The sequence below is a fragment of the Kitasatospora sp. NPDC058162 genome (assembly GCF_042884005.1).
Lineage (GTDB): Bacteria > Actinomycetota > Actinomycetes > Streptomycetales > Streptomycetaceae > Kitasatospora.
This window is the reverse complement of sequence record NZ_JBHVUS010000012.1, coordinates 1-20,003: the sequence shown is the minus strand read 5'-3', so window position 1 is coordinate 20,003 and position 20,003 is coordinate 1. Positions and strand designations below refer to the sequence as shown.

16 protein-coding genes are annotated in these 20,003 nt (G+C 71.3%); 7 read left to right on the top strand and 9 right to left on the bottom strand.

Annotation, left to right across the window (positions count from 1 at the left end):
• Positions 1–30 precede the first annotated feature (30 nt).
• Complete coding sequence (locus ACFVXG_RS22495; protein WP_387930041.1) at positions 31–4,002, top strand: beta-N-acetylglucosaminidase domain-containing protein; 3,972 nt, start codon at positions 31–33, stop codon at positions 4,000–4,002.
• 133 nt (positions 4,003–4,135) lie between these two features.
• Here the strand turns inward: ACFVXG_RS22495 and ACFVXG_RS22490 are convergent, their stop codons facing one another.
• Complete coding sequence (locus ACFVXG_RS22490; protein ID WP_350507530.1) at positions 4,136–4,780, bottom strand: HNH endonuclease; 645 nt, start codon at positions 4,778–4,780, stop codon at positions 4,136–4,138.
• Between the two features lie 548 nt (positions 4,781–5,328).
• Here ACFVXG_RS22490 and ACFVXG_RS22485 point away from each other — a divergent pair.
• Positions 5,329–6,489 carry a mechanosensitive ion channel family protein gene (locus ACFVXG_RS22485; RefSeq protein ID WP_387930039.1) on the top strand — a complete coding sequence of 387 codons (1,161 nt, stop codon included), beginning with the start codon at positions 5,329–5,331 and terminating at the stop codon, positions 6,487–6,489.
• Positions 6,490–6,555: 66 nt separating this feature from the next.
• Here the strand turns inward: ACFVXG_RS22485 and ACFVXG_RS22480 are convergent, their stop codons facing one another.
• Positions 6,556–7,842, bottom strand: coding sequence for an Ig-like domain-containing protein (locus ACFVXG_RS22480; protein ID WP_387930038.1), 1,287 nt, complete (start codon positions 7,840–7,842; stop codon positions 6,556–6,558).
• Between the two features lie 412 nt (positions 7,843–8,254).
• Here ACFVXG_RS22480 and ACFVXG_RS22475 point away from each other — a divergent pair, with 412 nt between their 5' ends.
• A complete protein-coding gene (locus tag ACFVXG_RS22475) occupies positions 8,255–9,481 on the top strand; it encodes a helix-turn-helix domain-containing protein (protein WP_387930036.1) in 1,227 nt (408 codons plus the stop codon).
• 210 nt (positions 9,482–9,691) lie between these two features.
• Entirely contained in the window at positions 9,692–10,165 is a 474-nt protein-coding gene (locus ACFVXG_RS22470) for a hypothetical protein (protein WP_387930035.1), read from the top strand.
• Positions 10,166–10,207: 42 nt separating this feature from the next.
• On the opposite strand, the gene ACFVXG_RS22465 is transcribed toward ACFVXG_RS22470, so the two are convergent.
• The 5 genes from ACFVXG_RS22465 to ACFVXG_RS22445 all read right to left on the bottom strand — a co-directional run bounded on the left by ACFVXG_RS22465 (position 10,208) and on the right by ACFVXG_RS22445 (position 15,318).
• On the bottom strand, positions 10,208–11,092 hold the full coding sequence (locus ACFVXG_RS22465) for a phosphotransferase enzyme family protein (protein ID WP_387930034.1): 885 nt from the start codon (positions 11,090–11,092) through the stop codon (positions 10,208–10,210).
• On the bottom strand, positions 11,089–12,480 hold the full coding sequence (locus tag ACFVXG_RS22460) for a helix-turn-helix domain-containing protein (RefSeq protein WP_387930032.1): 1,392 nt from the start codon (positions 12,478–12,480) through the stop codon (positions 11,089–11,091). Before ACFVXG_RS22460 ends, ACFVXG_RS22465 begins: the two co-directional genes overlap by 4 nt.
• 344 nt (positions 12,481–12,824) lie before the next feature.
• A complete protein-coding gene (locus tag ACFVXG_RS22455) occupies positions 12,825–14,069 on the bottom strand; it encodes a tetratricopeptide repeat protein (RefSeq protein WP_387930030.1) in 1,245 nt (414 codons plus the stop codon).
• Between the two features lie 36 nt (positions 14,070–14,105).
• Positions 14,106–15,032: a hypothetical protein gene (locus ACFVXG_RS22450; RefSeq protein ID WP_387930028.1), complete on the bottom strand. Its 927-nt coding sequence runs from the start codon at positions 15,030–15,032 to the stop codon at positions 14,106–14,108.
• Between the two features lie 118 nt (positions 15,033–15,150).
• Positions 15,151–15,318, bottom strand: a complete 168-nt coding sequence (locus ACFVXG_RS22445) for a hypothetical protein (protein WP_387930026.1) — start codon at positions 15,316–15,318, stop codon at positions 15,151–15,153.
• Between the two features lie 538 nt (positions 15,319–15,856).
• Between ACFVXG_RS22445 and ACFVXG_RS22440 the strand changes: the two genes are divergently transcribed.
• Together ACFVXG_RS22440 and ACFVXG_RS22435 are read left to right on the top strand one after the other, a co-directional pair.
• Positions 15,857–16,813: a hypothetical protein gene (locus ACFVXG_RS22440; RefSeq protein WP_387930024.1), complete on the top strand. Its 957-nt coding sequence runs from the start codon at positions 15,857–15,859 to the stop codon at positions 16,811–16,813.
• Positions 16,814–16,823: 10 nt separating this feature from the next.
• Entirely contained in the window at positions 16,824–17,357 is a 534-nt protein-coding gene (locus ACFVXG_RS22435; RefSeq protein WP_387930022.1) for a GNAT family N-acetyltransferase, read from the top strand.
• A 297-nt stretch (positions 17,358–17,654) separates the two neighbouring features.
• On the opposite strand, the gene ACFVXG_RS22430 is transcribed toward ACFVXG_RS22435, so the two are convergent.
• Entirely contained in the window at positions 17,655–17,852 is a 198-nt protein-coding gene (locus ACFVXG_RS22430) for a DUF397 domain-containing protein (protein ID WP_387930021.1), read from the bottom strand.
• 13 nt (positions 17,853–17,865) lie between these two features.
• A complete protein-coding gene (locus tag ACFVXG_RS22425) occupies positions 17,866–18,717 on the bottom strand; it encodes a helix-turn-helix domain-containing protein (RefSeq protein ID WP_387930019.1) in 852 nt (283 codons plus the stop codon).
• Between the two features lie 238 nt (positions 18,718–18,955).
• On the opposite strand from ACFVXG_RS22425, the gene ACFVXG_RS22420 reads away from it, so the two are divergent.
• Entirely contained in the window at positions 18,956–19,261 is a 306-nt protein-coding gene (locus ACFVXG_RS22420; RefSeq protein ID WP_387930017.1) for a hypothetical protein, read from the top strand.
• Positions 19,262–20,003: the final 742 nt, after the last annotated feature.

Sequence of the window (20,003 nt, the reverse complement as noted above, 5' to 3'; positions counted from 1 at the left end):
TTGTGGTCCAGGCCTGGCGAGGAGGCCCCTGTGCAAGCCCGTGTGTCCGTGGTGGCCGGGCGGCGGCTGCGTCAGCAGTTGGAGCAGAGTCCGGCGTTGCGCGAGGTACTGCACCATCCGGCGGCGCTGGCCGCGCGACGGGCGACGGCGCGGACCTGCCGTCAGCTGGTGCCGCGGACGGCTGACCGGCTGATCGCCGACCTCAAGGGGACGGAGCCGCTGTTGGCCTCGGTCCGGGCGGAGCGCGCGCCCGGCCGGCCGGGGCGGCGGACCATGCAGATCGCGGCCGGGGTCGCGACCGCCGCCGTGGTCGGCGGGCTGCTGGCCGGACCGATGCCCTCGGCCGCGTACGCGGCGACCCCCGGGACGGACGTGGTGAGCACCGCGCCCCAGACGCCGCTGGGCAGCGTGACGAACCCCCAGGTCTTCCCGCACCCGCAGGAGCAGACCGTCGCGGGCCGGGCCGTCACCGTGCCGGCCGCCGTGGCACTGGTGACCGCACCCAAGGTGGACCGGGGCGCGGTGGACGCCGTCCGCGAGGTGATGACCATCGCCGGGGCCACCGCCGTGACCCCGCAGGCCGACGGCGGCACCCCCGCCGCCGGCTCCCTGGTGGTGTACATCGGCGGCCCCGCCGAGGGCGCCGAGGGCGAGGTCGACCGGACGCTGCGCCAGCTGGCCGCCGCGGCCGGCGGCAAGGACGGCTCCGCGCCGTCCACCGCCGGCATGCCGCCCGGCGGCTACGTGCTGTCCGCCGGCCAGCTGCCCGCCCAGGGCGGCGGCACGTACGGCGCGGTGGTGCTCGCGGGCGCCGACGCGGCCGGCACCTTCTACGCCGCGCAGAGCCTGCGCCAGCTGCTCGCCGCCGTCCCCGCCGGCCAGGGCCAGGGGCCCGGCGCGGCCGGGCTCGGCCTGCCCGGCATCACCCTGCGGGACTGGTCCAGCGGCGCGGCGGTGCGCGGCACCGCCGAGGCCTTCTACGGCACCCCGTGGACCGCACAGCAACGGCTCGACCAGGTGGACTTCCTGGGCCGCTCCAAGCAGAACTTCTACCTCTACGCCCCCGGCGACGACCCGTTCCGGCTCAGCCGCTGGCGCGACGCCTACCCCGCCAACCAGCAGTCCGAGCTGCGCGAACTCGGTGACCGGGCCCGGCAGAACCACGTCACCCTCGGCTACGCGATCGACCCGGGGCAGTCCCTCTGCTTCAGCTCCGGCAAGGACGTCGACGCGCTGGTCGCCAAGCTGGACGGGCTGCGCAAGCTCGGCTTCACCGCCTTCCAGCTGCAGTTCCTGGACGTCAGCTACGACGAGTGGCACTGCGACGACGACCGGGACGAGTACGGCACCGGCCCGGCCGCCGCCGCCAAGGCGCAGGCCGCGCTGGTCAAGAAGGTCCAGGACCGGCTGATCGCCAAGAACCCGGGGCTGGCGCCGCTGTCGATCGTCCCGACCGAGTACCACAAGCAGGGCTCCACGCCGTACCGCAAGGCGCTGGCCGACGCGCTGCCCGGCGGCGTGCAGGTCGCCTGGAGCGGCGGCGGGGCGATCCCGGAGAAGATCACCGGCGCCCAGGCCTCGGACACCGGCAGCCTGTACGGGCACCCGCTGGTCACCATGGACAACTACCCGGTCAACGACGCCAGCCCGGACCGGCTCTTCCTCGGCGCCTACACCGGCCGCGAGCCCGAGGTGGCGACCCGCTCGGCGGTGCTGCTGACCGGCGCCATGCAGCAGCCGGTGGCCTCCCGGATAGCCCTCGCCACCGCCGGCGACTTCGCCTGGAACCCGGCCGGCTACAAGCCCGAGGACTCCTGGCAGGCCGCCGTGCGCTCGCTCGCCGGGCCCACCGGCGCCGGCGCCACCCCGGCCGGGTCGGCGCTGTCCGCCGTCAAGGCGCTGGCCGGCAACAGCACCTCCTCCCCGCTGGCCAAGCAGGAGTCCGGCTACCTCCAGCCGCTGCTCGACCAGTTCTGGGCCAACGCCGAGCCCACCTCCGGCGCCACCCCGGACCTCGCCAAGCTGATCGCGGCGGCCGGCCCGCTGCGGGACGCCTTCACCGCCATGGCCGGCGCCCAGCAGACCCTGGCCGGCACCGACGCCACCGCCCAGCTCGCCACCGAGGCCGGCCCCTGGCTCGGCCCGCTGCGCGACTACGGACTGGCCGGGCAGGCCGCCCTCGACATGCTGCTGGCCCAGCACGGCGGCGACGGCGCGGCGGCCTGGAAGGCCCGGGTGCAGCTCAACCGGCTGCGCGCCCAGCTCGCCCAGGCCCCGGCGACCATCGGCGCGGGCGTGCTCGCGCCCTTCCTGGACCGGGCCGTGCGCGCCGCCGACAACTGGTCCGGCGTGGTCAGCGGCGGGGTCACCCCGACCACCAGCATGGGCACCGCGCAGGACCACCTGCCCGCGCTGATGACCGACGGCCAGGCCGACACCTTCTACTGGAGCTCCGCTCCCCCGCAGCCCGGCGACTCCGTCGGCGTCGACCTCGGCGCCGGGCGGCCGATCAGCGGCGTCACCGTGCTGATGGGCGGCTGGGGCAACGGCCCCGACGCGCAGACCGCCGTGGACGACTACATCCGCGACGGCGTGCTGGAGTACAGCACCGGCGCGGGCGGCTGGCAGCAGCTCGCCGTGGTGAAGAACCAGAAGACGGTCAGCGCCCAGCTGCCGCCCGGCACCGTGGTGCGCGCGGTGCGGCTGCGGGCCACCGCCGCCCAGAAGACCGCCGTCGCGGTGCGCGAGTTCACCGTCACCGCCCCGGACGAGTCCCCGGCCAGCGTCAGCGGCGGCCCCGCCGCACTGCCCGGCTCCTCGGCCGCCGCCGTCCTGGACGGCAACCCGGACACCGCGTACCGCGCGGCCAAGCCGCCCACCGCGCAGGACGAGCCGCTCACCGTCGAGCTCGGCGCCGCCCGCCCGCTGGACCGGCTGACCGTCCTCACCGACCCCAACGTGCACGCCACCGCCACCGTCGCGGTGCGGCGCGCCGACGGCAGCTGGACGGACATCGGCGTCATCCAGCCCGGCTACAACGAGCTGCCGGCCGGCGGGCAGCTCGCCGACGCGTTCCGGATCACCTGGAAGCCCGGCGGCGACCCGCCGGTGGTCAACCAGGTCATCCCCTGGTACGCCGACGCCCCGGCGGCCCGGCTCAGCCTCGCCGACCCGGCCCTGGACGTGGTCACCGGCGCCGCCGCGCCCGCGAAGACCCAGGCCACCGTGGAGGCCGGCCGCCCCGAGGGCACCACCGGCGAACTGCGGGTCGAGGTGCCGGCCGCCGCCAAGGGCCTCACCGTCACCCCGGCCGGCCCGGTCACCGTGCCGCGCGGCGGCCGGGTGGGCGTGCCGCTGCTGGTCGCCGCCGCACCGGGCACGCCGTCCGGGACGTACCAGGTGCCGGTGTCCTACGTGGCCGGCGGCACCACCGTGAAGCAGGTGCTGCAGGTCCACGTGGTGCCGCCGACCGGCGGGCCGGACCTGGCGCTCGGCGCCCAGGCGGCCTCCTCGGGCGACGAGACGCCGAACTTCCCGGCCTCGGCGGTCGCCGACGGCGACCCCAAGACCCGCTGGTCCTCGCCGGCCAAGGACGACGCCTGGGTGCAGCTGGCGCTGCCGCAGGCCGTCCACCTGGGCGCGGCGGTACTGCACTGGCAGTCCGCGTACGCCTCGTCGTACAAGATCCAGGTCTCCTCGGACGGCAGCAGCTGGACGGACGCCGCGACGGTGGACAACGGCAAGGGCGGGGACGAGACGGTGCGCTTCGACGCCTCGAACGTCCGGTACGTCCGGATGCAGGGGGTGGCGCGGGCCACCAAGTTCGGCTACTCGCTGTACGGGATCGAGCTGTACGCCGTCACGGCGCCGGCCGCTCCGCCGCAGCAGCAGCCGGGCGCTCCGGGGCAGCCGGGGACGCCGGGCGGGCCGGGGACCTCGGGCCAGCCGGGCACGCCGGTGGCGCCGGTCGCTCCGGCGGCGCCTCCGGCGACGAAGCCGTAGGCATAGGGCGGGCCGGGGGCGGCGAGTCGGGCTCCAGGAAAAGCGGCGGGCCGCCGGCTCCCCATTCCGGGGGGCGCGGCGGCCCATGAGGCGCGTTCCGACGGTGTGACGGGCCGGCCCTGTGTCGCTTCGGTCAGGCGGAGAGCGGTTCGGGCTGCTCGCCGCGGCGGACGGGGGTGGGGTGGGCGACGTGCGCCCGGCCGATCGGGACGGAGTGGGTCGACTCCGTATGGTCGTGGTGCTCGTACTCGCCCCACTGCGGGGCGCGCAGTTGGTCACCGCCGCCGTACGGCTCCAGGTAGGGCCGCCAGCGCGGATCCTTGATCCCGGTGCCGATGATCCGCCAGGCGAGGCCGCTGGGCGGTGCGGGCGGGCGTTTCATCCGCCAGCCGAGTTCGGTCAGGTGGCGGTCGGCCTTGGTGTGGTTGCAGCGGCGGCAGGCCGCCACCACGTTGTCCCACCGGTGCTGGCCGCCCCGGCTGCGCGGGATGACGTGGTCGACGCTGGTTGCGGCGGCCCCGCAGTAGACGCAGCGGCCGTGGTCCCGGGCGAACAGCGCCCGGCGGGTGAGCGGGACGGGCCCGCAGAAAGGGACCCGCACGAAACGGGTCAGACGGACGACGGACGGCGCCGGAAGGGCGCTGGTGGCGCTGTGCAGAGTGACTCCCGAGTCCTCCAGGCTGACCGCCTTGTGGTTGAGGACCAGGATGAGTGCGCGGCGCATCGATACGACGCCGAGTGGCTCGTAGGACGCGTTGAGGACCAGGACATGCGGCACGGATGCCTCCTTGGACGCCTGCGGCGCGTGGCTCGCGCCGGGACGAGCGGTTGGATCGCGCAACTCGTGCGCGATCTCCCCCAGTGTCGCCTTACGCCTTCGTACGGCGCCACCACTCCTGTGTAACGGACCTGACGTGAACTCCGGGTGTGGCCTCCGTCATACCCGGTCGTAGCCGGTATGCCCTGGGGAAGGTCCGGTTGCACCCGGGCACCGTCGGGGCGGCGCGCGGCGGGCCGCCGGGGGGTGCGGCTCGGCCGGTCGGAGCAGCGCCCGGGCCCGTACGGCGGGCGGGTCGCGGCCTTTCGGGGGAGGTGGGGCCGGTGGTGCGGGGTGGTGCGGGGGTGGTTCCGGGACGGTGCCGGGGCGGTGTCGGGGTGCTGTTCGGGGGGAGCGCACCGGGGCGTTGACGGGGCGTCCGGGTGGTGGCGCACGCCCGTCGGCGTGTCCGGGCTGGTGTTCGGTGCCGGATAGGCTAGCGCGCACGGTCCGCGGGCCGCTCGCGCGGCACGGGACCGGTCACACCCCCTGCAAGGAAGGTCCCGCACGTGTTCCGCTCCGGCGCCACCGGTCCGACCGACGCGTCCTCGACGCTCTCCACCCCGACGCCGGCCCCCTCCGCCACCACGCCGCAACTGCCGGACCTGCGCATCCCCACCAGCGCGCAGGAGGTCACCGACACCACCAAGCAGGCGGCCAGCTGGTTCGACACCCACTGGCAGAGCTGGCTGGCGGGCGGTCTCCGGATCGTCCTCATCATCGTGCTGGCGCTGGTGCTGCGGGCCGTGGTGAACAAGCTGGTCACCCAGTTGATAGCGCGCATGGCGCGCAGTCACGAGCACCACCGGGAGGAGAGCCTGCTCGGCGGGCTGCTGGCCAACCACGGGGTGGTCAACCCGGAGCGGCGCCAGCAGCGCTCGGAGGCGATCGGCTCGGTGCTGCGCAGCCTGTGCTCCTTCACCATCCTGGGCACGGCCGCGCTGATGGTGCTCTCCGCGCTCGGGATGAACCTGGCGCCGCTGCTGGCGAGCGCCGGTGTGGCCGGTGTGGCGATCGGTTTCGGCGCCCGCAACCTGGTCACGGACTTCCTCTCCGGGGTCTTCATGATCATGGAGGACCAGTACGGCGTCGGCGACGAGATCGACACCGGGGTGGCCACCGGCACCGTGCTGGAGGTCGGCCTGCGGGTGACCAAGCTGCGCGGGGCCAACGGCGAGATCTGGTACATCCGCAACGGCGAGGTCAAGCGGATCGCCAACATGAGCCAGGGCTGGGCGACCGCCTCGGTGGACGTGCAGGTCGGGTACAAGGAGGACCTCCAGCGGGTCGAGGACCTCATCCAGGAGACCGCCGAGGGGCTGTCCAAGGACGCGCCGTACGACGAGCTGGTCTGGGCGCCGGTGTCCATCCTGGGCGTGGAGTCGGTGGCCGCCGACTCGGTGGTGGTGCGGATCGAGGCCCGGACGGCCCCCGGCAAGGCGCCGCTCGTCTCCCGGGCGCTGCGCCAGCGGCTCAAGACGGCCTTCGACCTGGCCGGGATCAAGGTCAAGGAGGAGGCCGCGGCGGTCGCCACCGGCGTCTCCATCACCGCCGCGGAGCCCTCCCCGCCGTCCGCCCTCTCCGACCCCACCTCCCCCCGCTACCGCGCCGCCGAGCCGATCCCCCAGCCGAAGCCCCCGACGGACGACCCGACGCTCCAGAAGCCGTAACGGTTCTGCGGTACGGAATGCCCCGCCGCTGAGGGTGAAGAGCGGCGGGGCCGTGGTGGGGCGGGGCTACCAGGTGGTGAGGTTCCAGCCGCCGAGGCCGTTGTCAGGGGCGACGGTCTTCTCCTTGGTGTTGACGACCTTGACGACGTCGCCGATCAGTGAGCTGTTGTAGAACGATCCGGCGACGGAGGTGTCGCTGCTGCCCTGCACGTCCTTGAGCGAGACGCAGCCGTGGCTGGTGTTCTCCTTGCCGAACAGGTCGCGCTTGTACCAGTAGTTGCCGTGGACGTAGGTGCCGGACCTGGTCAGCCGCATCGCGTGCGGGGCGTCCGGGATGTCGTACTCCTTGCCCAGGCCGACGGTCTGGGAGTCCATGTGGGTGACCGGCTCCTTGGACATGATGACCATGACGCCGCCCCAGGAGGGGTGCTCGTCGTCGCCGAGGGTGGCGGGCACGGTGGTGGACTTGCCGTCCCGCACGATCGTCAGCTGGTGGGTGGCGGCGTCCGCGGTCGAGATCTGGGAGCGGCCGATGGTGAAGGGTTCGTCCTTGTCGACGTCGCCCCACACGCCGGGGGCGACTTCGACGTTCTTCAGCCGGTAGTGGATGGTGACCTTGGTGTTCGGCTTCCAGTAATCGGCCGGGCGGAAGTCGATCCGGTCGTCGCCGAACCAGTGGCCCTTCACCTCGGTGCCGTTGTCCGTCTCGAAGGTGATGGCCTTGGCGACGGCGTCCTTGTTCACGACCTTGCCGCTGAAGTCCACCTTGACGATCATGCCCACGCCGTAGGTCTGGCCGTCGGCGATGTTGTCGTTGGTCGACACCTTCTTGCCGGGCAGGGCGGTGGTGAAGGCGCTGGTGGCCGCGGCGACCAGACCGTCGGCGTCCGTCGCCCGGGCGTTCACCGTGTACGCCGTGCCGGGGGCGAGTGCGGCGGCGGGCTTCCAGCCGGTGCCGTCCGGGGCGATCGAGCCCTGGACGGGCTTGCCGTTCTTGTCCGTCACGTCGACGGCGGTGAGCTTGCCGTGGGAGACGGACACCTGGAGCGCGGTCGGCGCGACCCCTTGGGTCCCGTCCTTCGGCTCCACGTCCAGCACCGCGGTCGACGTCTTCGGCGTCGCCACGGCGGGCGCTCCGCCGGAGGCGGCTCCGGAGGGAACTGCGGAGGCGGCTCCGGAAGCGGCCCCGGAAGCGGCGGTGCCGGCCGGCGCGGCGTCACCGCCGCCCTCGCCCTTGCCGTCGCCGCAGGCCGCGGTCAGCAGCAGGATCCCGCCCATCGCCAGTGCCACCGCGCCGCGGTGGAGACGGTCGCTGGTGCGTATCGCGGCCCGGGCCGCCCGAACAGTGCTCACAGTTGCTCCCTCTCGGTGTTTCGGCGTCAGCTTGTGCGCCGGTTCGTCCCGGCCGCAACGGTGGGCCGACGATCAGGGACGCGGGGACGCCGTTACCCGGTTTGAGCTGGGAAGACGTAACCTTCCTGGGACGCGTTCGCGGGGCTCGGGGAGGGCTCGGCCGGCTCCGGAGGAGCCCTCGGGGGAACCGTGGGGCGGTCTGCGGCGTGCTTGTCTGCCGGGGCTCGTGTCGGCCCGCGTCCGGGGGGGTCCGGCGGCCTGGTGGTCCGATGGCCTGGTGGTTCGGCGGCCGGGTGCTCCGGTGGCCGGGTGGTTCGGTGGCCGGGTGGTTCGGTGGCCGGGTGGTCCGGTGGCCGGCGACGGCCGGAGCCGGGGGCGCCGCCGAAGGGGTTCACGAGTCGGGGGAGGAACAGTGCCAGAGGGGACCGGGGATTTGCGGGAGGCGGACGAGGTTGCGCGGCTGCTCCAGGAGCTGAAGAGCCGGTCGGGGCTCAGTTACGGCGCGCTGGCGAAGCAGCTGCACGTGAGCACGTCGGCCCTGCACCGTTACTGCAACGGTGATGTGATGCCGGTGGAGTTCGCCCCGCTGGAGCGCCTCGCGCGGCTGTGCCGGGCGACTCCGGAGGAGCGCACCGAGCTCTACCGGCTGTGGGGCGTCGCCCACGCGGCGCGGGCGAACCGGCAGGCTTCCGCGCCCGAGCCCGCGGCTGAACCCTCACGCGTGCCCGAGCCCGAGCCCGAGCCCGAGCCCGCGGCTGAACCCGAGCCCGCACCTGCGGCGGAGGCTTCGTCAGCGGCCGACCCGGAGCGTGCCCCCGCCGTACCGCCGCAACGGCGCGTGCGCCGGGGCGCACTCGCCGCCGTGACGGCCGCAGCGGTGCTCGCCGCCATCGGGGCCGTCGCCACCGGCCTCGAGACCCGCGCGGACGGTCCGCCCACCTCCGTACCCGCCCGGGCCGTTGACACCCGTCCGTCCACCGAAGCCCCGACGCCGGCCCCTGCCGCCGAGGCCGTCGGTGCTGAGGACCAGGGCGCGAGCGCCCCGATCACCGTCGCGGTCCACCCCTCGAGCTGGGACCGCGAGTGCGACAGGTACCTGGTCGACCGTCCGCCGTCCGAAGTCCCCCGCCCGCCCGCGCTGGTGGACGTCCCGGCCTGGGTCTCCCGGGTCGGCGCGGTCCCCGGCGACTACCAGTCGGTCGAGCTCACCGTGCAGGGCACCGGCAGCGAGACCGTGGTGCTGACCGCCCTCAACGTCCGCATCGCCCGGATCGCGGCCCCGCTGCCCTGGAACGCCTACTCCATGGCCGATGGCTGCGGCGGCGGAATGGACGTCCACTCCTACGACCTCGACCTCGACGCGGCCCGCCCCCGTCCGGTCGTGACCGACAGCAGGACCGGCCTGCCGCTCAAGGTGAGCGAGCGGGACCCGGAGGTCATCGAGGTGACCGCCACGACCACCTCCCACGACGTCAGCTGGTACCTGGAACTGGAGTGGACCAGCGGCAACCGCAAGGGCACGCTGACCATCGGCCCCGACGCGGGCACGCCCTTCCGCACCAGCGCGCTCAAGGGCCGGCCGCTCTACAGCTACCCGACCGGCGGAAAGGCCTGGGAGCCCAGCCCCTTCCAGCGATGACGGCCGAGCCGGGCCCCGGAGCCGCGCCGACGCTTCGCTGAGTCGCCCCGCGCGTGGCCCGGGGCGGACCCGTCGCTGCCCGGTTCGCATTGATCGCTTGCTCATTCCTGGGGTGGGGCTGGCCCGGCCGTTGTCGGCCGGGCCGCCCACCAATGGCTGTGCTTGCAGCTCTGGCCAGATGGGAGCGCCCACTTGGCGGCGGGTGGGCGGGTGAATGGGGCGTCCAATGTCTGGGCGGGCCAGGGCTGGGCGACCGCCTCGGTGGACGTGCAGGTCGGCTACAAGGAGGACCTCCAGCGGGTCGAGGACCTCATCCAGGAGACCGCCGAGGGGCTGTCCAAGGACGCACCGTACGACGAGCTGGTCTGGGCGCCGGTGTCCATCCTGGGCGTGGAGTCGGTGGCCGCCGACTCGGTGGTGGTGCGGATCGAGGCCCGGACGGCCCCCGGCAAGGCGCCGCTCGTCTCCCGGGCGCTGCGCCAGCGACTCAAGACGGCCTTCGACCTGGCCGGGATCAAGGTCAAGGAGGAGGCCGCGGCGGTCGCCACCGGCGTCTCCATCACCGCCGCGGAACCCTCCCCGCCGTCCGCCCTCTCCGACCCCACCTCCCCCCGCTACCGCGCCGCCGAACCGATCCCCCAGCCGAAGCCCCCGACGGACGACCCGACGCTCCAGAAGCCGTAACGTTCCGGCCGGTCAAGCTGGGAGCGATGCACCGTTCCAGCGTCAGCTGACGGCTGTCCAACCCCACGGTCGTGGACCGTTCTCTCCCTGCAGGCAGGCGAGCCGGTAGTGGGCCTCCGCTTGGTGTCGGGCTGGATCGACTGCCGCGTGCTGGAGGGCGAAGCAGGTGACCCGAAGCTCACGGATGTCCCGGAGCACCGGATAGCCGGCCCAGGTCGTCACGTCAGCGCCGTACGCCTTGCAGAACGCCGTGTACTCGCTCTCCGAAACGGTGCCGAAGGTACCGAAGCCGACGGCGGTGGCAGTGAGGTCCCATTCGGGAGGCCCCAGGGAGGTTCGCTCGAAGTCGAGCAGGTAGGTGGTGGTGGGCGTGACCGCGACGTTGCCGCGCCAGGCATCTCCGTGGATGACGCTCGCCGGCAGGCCTGCCGGACGGTTGGACCACACCGCTTCGAGTTCGGCCAGGCGATCGCGCAACCACTGCCGCTGCTCGTCGTGCAGGGTGGCCGCACCATCGATCCTGGTGGCCAGTCGGACGAACGGATCGAGGCGGCCCAATGGCAGGGCTGGGACAGGAAGTTCGTGGAGGCGTCGGAGTAGCGGCGCTATGTCGGCGGCGGTCCCGGGGCGGTGCGGGGGAAGCTCGTGCCAGAAAGTGACCGGCTTGCCGTCCACATCCAGCGGCTCCCGTAGCTGATCGAGCGGGCGCACCGCAGGTACCCCGCAGTCGTGCAGCCATCGGGCGACCGCCAGTTCGCGCGCGGCGGCGGGCGACTGCCCGGGGCGGCCGATGCGGGCAACTATCCGAAGCGGCAACCGCCACAGCGCGTTCTCACCGATCCGGATCGGCTCGGCCCCCGCCGCCGACAGTCCGGCTGCGGCACACGCGTTGAGCAGCAGAGCACGGGAGTCCTCAATGTCACTCACGTCGTCACCGTAGTGGCGATCTGCGCCCGCAGGTCCCGGACGTCGGAGAGGTTGCGGTGACGGTGGGCTACATGACCCAGCTCGGCCAGCTCATGGTTTGCGCGCAACGAGCGGAGGTCGCTGACCTCGGCAACTGCGGTATGCCCCTCTGCCAGGGCCTGCTCGGGGTCGCTGGTTGCCATCTGGAGCGTGGCGAGCTTGGTGCGTGAGAACGCGCGGGACCGGGCGAAGCCGTCGCCATGGCTACTCACGGCAGTCTGCAGGCGTTGGAGCGCCTCCTTTGGAGGGTGACCGGCGAGGGCGAGGTCGAACAGGGCGTGTCCGGTGTCGCCGTGGTGCTGCGCGCTGTCGTAGTACACCATCCACGACCCCTCGGTTGCCGGGACGATGGAGGCGAACGAGTCGTCGGACGCGCCGATCGCGGCCAGGGTCTGCTGGGTACGGCCCATCTTGGCCAGGGCACGGGCTCGGGCGTTGTGCAGCATGGACTGTTCGGCTGGGGAGAGGCGGTCGGAGCGGGCGAGGCCGAGTTCCGCGAGCGTGAGACCCGCGTCGGGATCGCCGCGCCAGGTGGCCTGGCGAGAGCGCAGGTTGTAGGAGATGGCCCGCAACGGCCAGTTGTCCACTTCCTCGGCACACGAGGTGGCGAACGCGAAGAGGCGGTGCGCGTCGTCGTGAGCGAAGGCGTCGAAGGCCGAGGCGCCGACCACGGTCGCCAGGCGACTGACGGCACCAAACAGTTCAGCCCGCAGCGGTGTGGGGCAGCGGCCGTTCAGGAGACCAGCAGCCCAGCGGAGTTGAGCGAGCGCGGCGTCGCGGACAACACCGGCGCCGCCGTAGAGGTTGTCCCAGCTGCGCAGCGTGGTCGCCGCAGTACGGATCTGCTCGACGTCGGTGGACCGGACCACTGAGGGCAGGGCCGTGGCTGGGGTGGCGGTAAGCAGTTGGGCCACTGGGCTTGCGGCGAGAGCTGCACTGGTTACAGCAAGGAAGTTTCGTCGCTCCATGGGATCGGACTCGTTCCACTCGAAGGCGGGCGGTGGTCCTTCCAGCGTGCCTCCGAGCCGAGCCTTCAGGGGCGCGCTGACGGCCACACCGAGCCGTTTGTCCATTTCCCCGGAACGGTTGTCCATTTCGGCCTGAGCCAATACCAGGCTCCGCGCCAGAACTCCGCCCGTGTTCAAGGCGGCGTCCAACGCCTGGGCGAGGGGGAGCTTGCAGGGCCGTACCGCCCGCTCGATCTTGCTGATCAGGTCCCCACTGACGTGGACCAGCCGCCCGAGGTCATCCTGGCTCAGCTTCCTGAGCTTCCGCCAGTATTGAAGCTCCGCGCCGAACCAGTCGGCAGCGGACCGGGAGGGGTCCAGCGGCTTCAGTGGTCGCGGCACTTGATCCCCCACGGCGTCTCTAGTGGACAGCGACTGCTGTCCGAATCCGGCACTGGCCGGGCGACTCACCGGCAAGGCTGAATGTCTCCAAGCGTTCAGCACCCATTACACACTGCTACGGGTCTGGCGTGCGGGTGTTCGGCACAGGCGCGACGCAGCCGGTCTGGCAAGCCCGGCCCGGCGCGACGCCCGCCATCAAATAGCCGGGTTTGCCGCGCAGTTGGCGGACCCAGTTGGTCACCTGGTGCCGGGGAGGGTGAAGTGGTAGCGGACTTGCTCGGGGGCCGTTCCTCAGAGCCCTGGCGGGTGGCGGGAAGGGGCTTCGGATCGACCGAGCACGTTCCCTACCTGGGGGCCGGCGGGACGTTAGGGAGCGTGCGCGGAGCCTGATCACGCACGCGGAACCCGAAACTGATGAGGGTGACGCTCTCTCCGGCACTGAGCGGCGTTCGGCCGTGAGGAGTGAGCGCGCCGTCGAACACGACGCAGTCACCTGCGGCGAGATCGCATTCGAGGTAGCCGTCGGCCTTGATGAACACGGTAGTGCTGGCCTTGGACCGGCCGGTGGGGCGCTCGTGCTTGAGGCAGAGGATCAGGTTGGCCTCACCGAAGCCGGACTCGTCCACGTGGAAGTCGAGGAACTGGCCTTCCTCCAGGTAGGCGATGTAGACGGCGGTGTGCGGCTGCGCGACCTCCAGACCGGTGGACCGTGCCACGACTGCGGCGAGATCGATCTGGGCAGCGAAGCGGGTCGCGGCGTCACCGACGGCCGCGTTCCACTTGCCGTTGTGGAGGTATCCGTCAGCCGCGACGGCCTTCTCGGCCTCCTCCGCCATGGCGGCGATCAGCTCGGCGGGGAACGACTGATCACGCAGGTGGCACGGGTGCACTCGCTGATGTGCGGTGAGCCCACGCACGGCGTCCCGGAGGTCGGGGAAGTCCTCTGCCCATCGGGCCCGCGTCCGGGCCGTGGTGCGGGACTGGAGCCATGAGGTCCACTGACCGCTCCACTCGCACGGCACCGCGCCGTCTGCGGCCGATGCGTCGGGCCGGCCGATCAACAGCTCGACCCGGGCGAGTGCGGCCTGCGTGGACTCGATCAGCCCGGTGTCCTCCTTGGCGATCCGCAAGCGCAGCGCCTCTTGGAGATGAGCCCGGGCATCCGCGAGGTCGCCGCGCTCCATGAGGTGCTTGCCGGTGTGCTGGAGCGCGAAGTCGACGAGCTCCAGGTGCTGGCTTCGCGCGGTGTTCAGGGCGCTGCGGTAGAGCGCCTCCGCAGTCTGCACGTCACCGGCGTAACGGTGCGCGTCGGCGAGGTTGAGCCCGGTGGCGACGACGGCCCGGGTGTTGCCGATCGCTGCGGCCAGGTCGAGCGACTGCCGGAGGAACGCACGGGCCTCCTCGTGGTGCCCCAGGCACATCCGGCCGATGCCGATCCACCTGGTCAGGACCCGAACACGTGCGAGGTCGCACTCCTCGGGCAAGGCCCGTAGCTCCTCATCGAGTTGGCCGACCGCGGCGATCAGCTCGTTCCGGTCGGTAGGGACCATCCGCAGGTTGTCGTCGTGAGTGATGAGGTGATCGAGCACGTGACCCTCCGTGGTTCGTTTCCGCTCGGCATGGCACTACAGCTGGTCGGTCTGGTGGCGCAGGTCGGCCAGCAGCTCCACCCCGTGCGGGGAGAAGTGCTCACGCAGGAGCTCGAGCTCGCGCATGAGGTAGCGGACGGCCGGCAGGCCCTCCTCGTAGGCACTCCGGAAGTTCGCACGCTCAGTGGGCGTGAGGTCGTCGCGGCGCAGTTCGGTCCGGCGGAACCGCAGCAGCTGGTTGTACACGCAGGTCGCGTGGAAGGCCCTGTCGATCTCCCAGTACTGGTTGCGGCCCTCTCCCTGCCCGGCCCGCCACTTGATCTCAATCTTGGGAGAGGTCTTGGACGAGTACCCGTCGGCGAACACCCGGTACTGGAGGACGTGGAAGCTGATCGACTGGTGCACGCCTTCGTGCAGCAGGTTCTCCGCCAAGAAGAGGGGGGACGGCTGCCCGCTGACCGTGTTCGGCGGAATGTGGCGGCGCGCTTTGTCGGAGAACGTGATGATGTACGGGAGCGCTGGGTCGCTGGAGCTCGTCAGCGAGGAGATGCGGACGCCGGGCTTGAGGCCCACCCACAGCAGCCCTCGGACGAACTCGCGCACGCGGGCGAAGCCCTCGGGGTGGATCAGAGACAGGTGGTCCAGGGCCTGGGTCAGCGCCGCGCGGCGCTCGTCAGTGTGTTCGACGATCCCGTAGTCCGCCAGGTTGATCTCGTCGGCGATCTCTTCGGGCAGCTCGGCGTCGAACCAGTCGAAGGTCGCTCCGGCCACGGTCACGGGTTCGCTGCGCAGGGAGCGGGCATGTTCGGCGTAAGGGGCGCCCGACCTCACCAGGCGCTCCATCAGGGCGAACGGAAGGGCCAACTCGGCCCCCTCCTCGCGGAGCCGGATCAGCACCGGGTCCTTCCGGTCGAGGTCGAAGAAGGAGCCGGCGGGGACGCGGGTGGCGATGGCGGTCTTCACTGCGGACTCTCCTTGATTGGGGAAGTGTGTGCGACGCCGGGCGGCGGGTCGGCGCGGATGATCACCCGCGCCGACCCGCCCATGCCGTCAACCGACCGGCATCAGTTCGGAACTGCGATCAGGCCTCGGTACCCACCGGGGCGAAGTCGCCGTCCGGGACCGAGTGGTCCAGTCGGCGGGTCAGGGACTCGACCCCCGTCTCCGTGACGAAGCTGCCGCCCTCACTCTTCGGCTTGTCACCGTTGTGGTCGCCCGACCCGCTGCTGGTGCCGTTCTTGTCGTCCATGCCGTGCACTCCTTCCGTATCGCCCACTGAGAGGCGCAGGGGTGGTGGGCTGTCGAAGGCCGCCGTGCGCAACCGGCGATCCCCGAAGCGCAACCAACTCTGCACATCAGCGAGTAGTCGCTCCGTCACTCCGACGGGCAGGGACAAGTTGACCGCCACGGCGAGATCAACGGCTGCTGACCGACAGACTTTTCGACGGACTTTTTCGCTGGTGGACCTCTGCACGGTCAGCGACCCGCGAGCTACCGTCTGCCATGTGGAGACACAATTCACCTGCCTGTGTGCAGAGTTCGGCTGGAGTAGCCCGGCCCGGTTCAGACAGGTGTACGCCGCGACGGCACGCAAGCTCGGAGAGGACGAAGAGGTGAGCAGCCGCCAGTACCACCGCTGGCGACAGCCGCTACCGCCATGCCCCCATCCGGCACGCCAGCGGGTCCTCGAAGCGATGTTGGGTATCCCGTTGGAGCAGGCGGGATTCACCGTGCCGCCACACCGTCGATCAGGAACACCACCCACGCCACGAGAAGAGTCAGAAGACGTGAACCGCCGATCCTTCATCGCCCTGGCCGGCGGTGCCGCCGTGTCCGCCAAGCTGACGCCGCCGCGAATCGGGGCCGAGACCGTCATGGACCTTCGCGCCGGGCTCGCCTCCTTGTACGGGCTGGACGACCGGTTTGGCGGCGCGACAGTCGGCCCCCTCGCCCGAGCCCACCTCGCTCGGGTCGAACGGCTGATCGCCACCAGGAGCTACCCGGGTGCGATCGGCCGTCAGCTCCGACTGATAGCCGGGGAGACTGCGGAACACGTGGCGTGGCTGGCCTTCGACGCCGGCGACAACACCCGGGCCCGGACGCATTGGGAACACGCACTCACCCGAGCCGAGGAGTTACAGGACAACTCACTCGCCGTGGTTGTGATGGCGTCCATGGCCCTGATGAGTCTTCGAGAGCGCGATCCTGCTGCCGCGCTCGACCTCGCTCGCGGAGCGCAGACGAAGGCCGCGTCGTGGGCGCCTCCCTCATTGATGTCCATCCTGATGACCCGGGAGGCCCGCGCGCTCGCCATGATGGGCGACCCTGTCGGGGCCCGATCCACTTTGGCGCAGGCGACTCGCACCTTCGAGCAAGAACGCAACGAGCGGCCGGTACCCGACTGGGCGGTGTTCCACGGGCCAGCGGAGTTGGCGCTGGCGCAGGCATCCCTCTTCACGGAGGCGGGGCACCACAAGGCAGCCGCGGACTGGCTGCGGCGCTCGCTCCAGCACCAGGAGACGAACTACGCGCGGAACGAGGCGCTGGTGCGGTTCAGCCTCGCCGGGGCGCTCGCACAAGCAGGTGAGGCCGAGGAGTCGGCCCACGAACTCACCTCGGGGGCCGTCCTGCTGACCGAGGTGTCGTCAGGCCGGGCCCGTACATCGATGGAGGAGGCGCACTCCCACCTGAAGCTCCTGAATCCCTCCCTGGCCGCCGCCAGCACCGCCCACCTGATCGCCTAGAAGGAGAACCGTGCAGACACCCGCCTTCGAGACCTTTACGGATCCGGATGCCGCTGCCCGAGTGCTGGACGAGCTAGCGCCGTTGTACGAGCAGGTGTTCGCAGAGCCGCCCTACTTCGAGGGGCCCCGCGACCTGGCCGGGTTCCTGGAGGGCTACGAGGCCTTCCGGACCATGCCCGGCTTCCGGCTGGTGCTGGCTCGTTCAGGTGCCACGTTGGTCGGATTCGCTTTCGGTGTCCTGCTCCAGCCGGCCAGCGGTTGGTGGAACGGCCTCGGCTTGGACGACGGCTTCACCCGCGAGGACGGACACCGGACGTTCGTGATCCGGGAAATCGCCGTGGCTCCGGGGCAGCGCCGACGGGGGCTGGGCCGGGAACTGCACACAGCCGTACTCGAAGGGGCCCGGGTGGAGCGTGTGACGCTGGCGGTCCGACCCGAAGCACAGGCTGCGATGAAGATGTACGAAGCCCTCGGCTATCGAGACCTGGGCGACAAACCCCCGGCCTGGGAGGGGGCCCCGGTGTACCGCTACATGGTCCGATAGCCCGCTGCTCCAGCTCAGGCGAGCGGACGCCACCGGCTGGTTCGACAACTACGCTCGCGGCTTCGTCCGGCCCGCCGACCTTGACCGGTACGGCATCCACCCCAGCCTGCGCCAGCAGATCGGCGACTACCGGCGACGCCCGACGGATCCGCCCAACGATGCTGTCCGCGCGGTGGCGGCCGACGATCTCGTCCACGCATGCTTCGACTGCGGTCGGGGCGCCGCCGGGCGTCGTCGTCATGTCGCACCACACCAGAGCGTTCACTCATGCTGCGATGGTTCCCCCGTCGACTCTCGTTACGTGGTCAGATGGTCGAACTCGCCTGCCTTGACGCCACACAGGAAAGCACGAAGCCCGTCGGGCGACGTGGTGATGACGATGTCGGGGTCATCGCTCTCGCGGAGTTTGACGCTGCTGTCGGGGGCTGCGGCGAGATAGATGCAGTTGGCGGTGTCGCCGCTGAATGAGGACTTCTGCCAGCTCTGAACAGCCATGATTGCTCCCACCTCAAATGCTTTGGGCGATACGGCTGATGAGGTCGCGGGACGCGTCAGGCTCGAGCGCGCTCGCCTCCAGCCGGTCCAACACGGCTCGATACTTGATCAGCTGCGGCTCGGTGTCAATGAAGTCGTACCGGTCCCCATCGACCTGCACGCTGTCCAACCGGGCGACTTCGGCGGCGAAGTACACGATCCCGGCGCCGGAGCTGGGGAAGCTACCGGTGCCGAACGGGATCACCCGCAGGTCGACCTGCGGGTGATCGCTCATCTTCAGCAGGTGCTCCAGCTGATCGCGGGCAACCTCTGGACCACCGAAGCCGATGCGCAGAGCGGCCTCATGGACTACGGCCGACAGCGGGCTCGGCTGCTCGCCGTAAAGCACCGCCTGCCGCTTGATGCGATGGGAGACAAGGTGCTCCACTTCGGGCGGCGACAAGGGCGGCACCACATCCCGGAAGAGCGCGCGAGCGTGCTCGGGGGTCTGGAGAAGGCCGGGGATGTGGATCACCGTTGCAATCCGCATCGATTGCGAATGGTGCTCGACCTCCGCCAGGTCGAGCGCTCCGGCCGGCAGGATCTCGCGGTACTCCTCCCACCAGCCCCGGGTGCGACCACCGGTCATGTGGGTCAGCGCCTCGATCAGGGCTTCATCCACGCAGCCGTAGAGGCGGGCCAGGGTCCGTACCCGGTCCGCGCTCACCGGATATCCACCGGATTCGATGTTGCTGATCCGGGACTGCGGGGTGCCGTGCAGTTCCCCGGCTCGCGTGACCGACAGTCCTGCCTGCTCGCGCAACCGGCGCAACTCCGTGCCGAGTCGCCGCTGCCGGATGCTCGGCGGGATCTTGCTGGGCGGCATCCGCTGTCTCCTCACTCTGGACCACCGTCGTCAGTGCCGTCACCCCTTGGAGTGACAGTGATATGAGTTTCTTGGCGGCGGTGGACTACATACTACCGATTGGCTACTTTTGATTCTGCGTCAGGGACCACCGCTGCCCCCTTGCTGGCTGCAGCGCGGCGTCCAACTCCCGTTTGCGTAGGAGACTTCCATGACCGCTACGCCCTCGCCAAACACTCGCCCGCTCACGCCTGGCCCGGTGGTCGACCTGACCTTCGACCAGGAGCTGTGCGGGCTCGTACTCGACACCGCACCCCAGCTTTTCGCCGTCGTGCAGGTGTGCGGCGAGGGTCGCGCAGACGCCGACGGATGGGTCGTTGCCTGGGGGATCGTCGAGAATGACGGGCCGACACATGTGATCGGCATCGGCGGGCGGACACGGATGACCCTCACGGCTCCGGAACGAGCCTTGCGCCACTTCGCCGGGCGGCCGGGGATCACCTCGCGGCTGGTCTGGCTCGCGCAACCGGGTACCGCCAGGCTGAACCAAGCCGAAGCCGCCTGACCTCCACCCTGTTGGCACGTCTGCCAGCAGGGGAGCCGGCGCGAGGGGGTCGCGAGGGAAGCCGCGGGCTCGGATCCTGGGCTCGGGCCTTCCCGGTTTGCGCTGATCGCTTCCTTATCCCTGGGCTCGGGCGGCCCGGCCGTTGTCGGCCGGGCCGCCCACGAATGGCTGTGCTTGCAGGTCTGGCCAGATGGGAGCGCCCACTTGGCGGCGGGCGGGCGGGCGAATGGGGCGTCCAATGTCTGGGCGGGCCCGCGTCCAACGACGCGGGCCCGCCCTTCTCATCCGTTCCCGGTTCACCCTGCATCGCACCCCGTTCCACCGCGATCACGATCGCGGCGGAACGGCGAAGGCAACCTTGATTGACCCACAGCCTTCCCATTTCTTGCACAGGAAGTCGGTCTGGCCGACTTCCTGTATAGAGGGCCGGACGCCGCCGTCGCCACTTCAGCCGTGCGAAGCGGCGACGGGGCGCCCTCGGTGTGCCGAGGGGCGACACCAGAAATACAGAATCGCAATGCCGCCTCGGCATGCCGAGGCGGCATCATAAGGGAGAAGTAGAGAAAAGGAAAAATAGCGCCTCCATCTCACAATTGAGAGACCGAAAAAAGGCACAGAGAATATTCTGATGCGGGCCGGTCAGGCGCAGGAAGTCGGCCCGACCGACTTCCTGCGCAGGGGCGTGGCAATGGCGTCGGGCGGGGGGGGCCGGCCCCACCCCCCGCCGGGCCCCAACGGATAT

Excerpts from the sequence above, each read along its gene's own strand:
- ACFVXG_RS22445 (WP_387930026.1), bottom strand. The coding sequence starts at position 15,318 with ATGGACGACAAGAACGGCACCAGCAGCGGGTCGGGCGACCACAACGGT.
- ACFVXG_RS22430 (WP_387930021.1), bottom strand. The coding sequence starts at position 17,852 with ATGGCTGTTCAGAGCTGGCAGAAGTCCTCATTCAGCGGCGACACCGCC.
- ACFVXG_RS22425 (WP_387930019.1), bottom strand. The coding sequence starts at position 18,717 with ATGCCGCCCAGCAAGATCCCGCCGAGCATCCGGCAGCGGCGACTCGGC.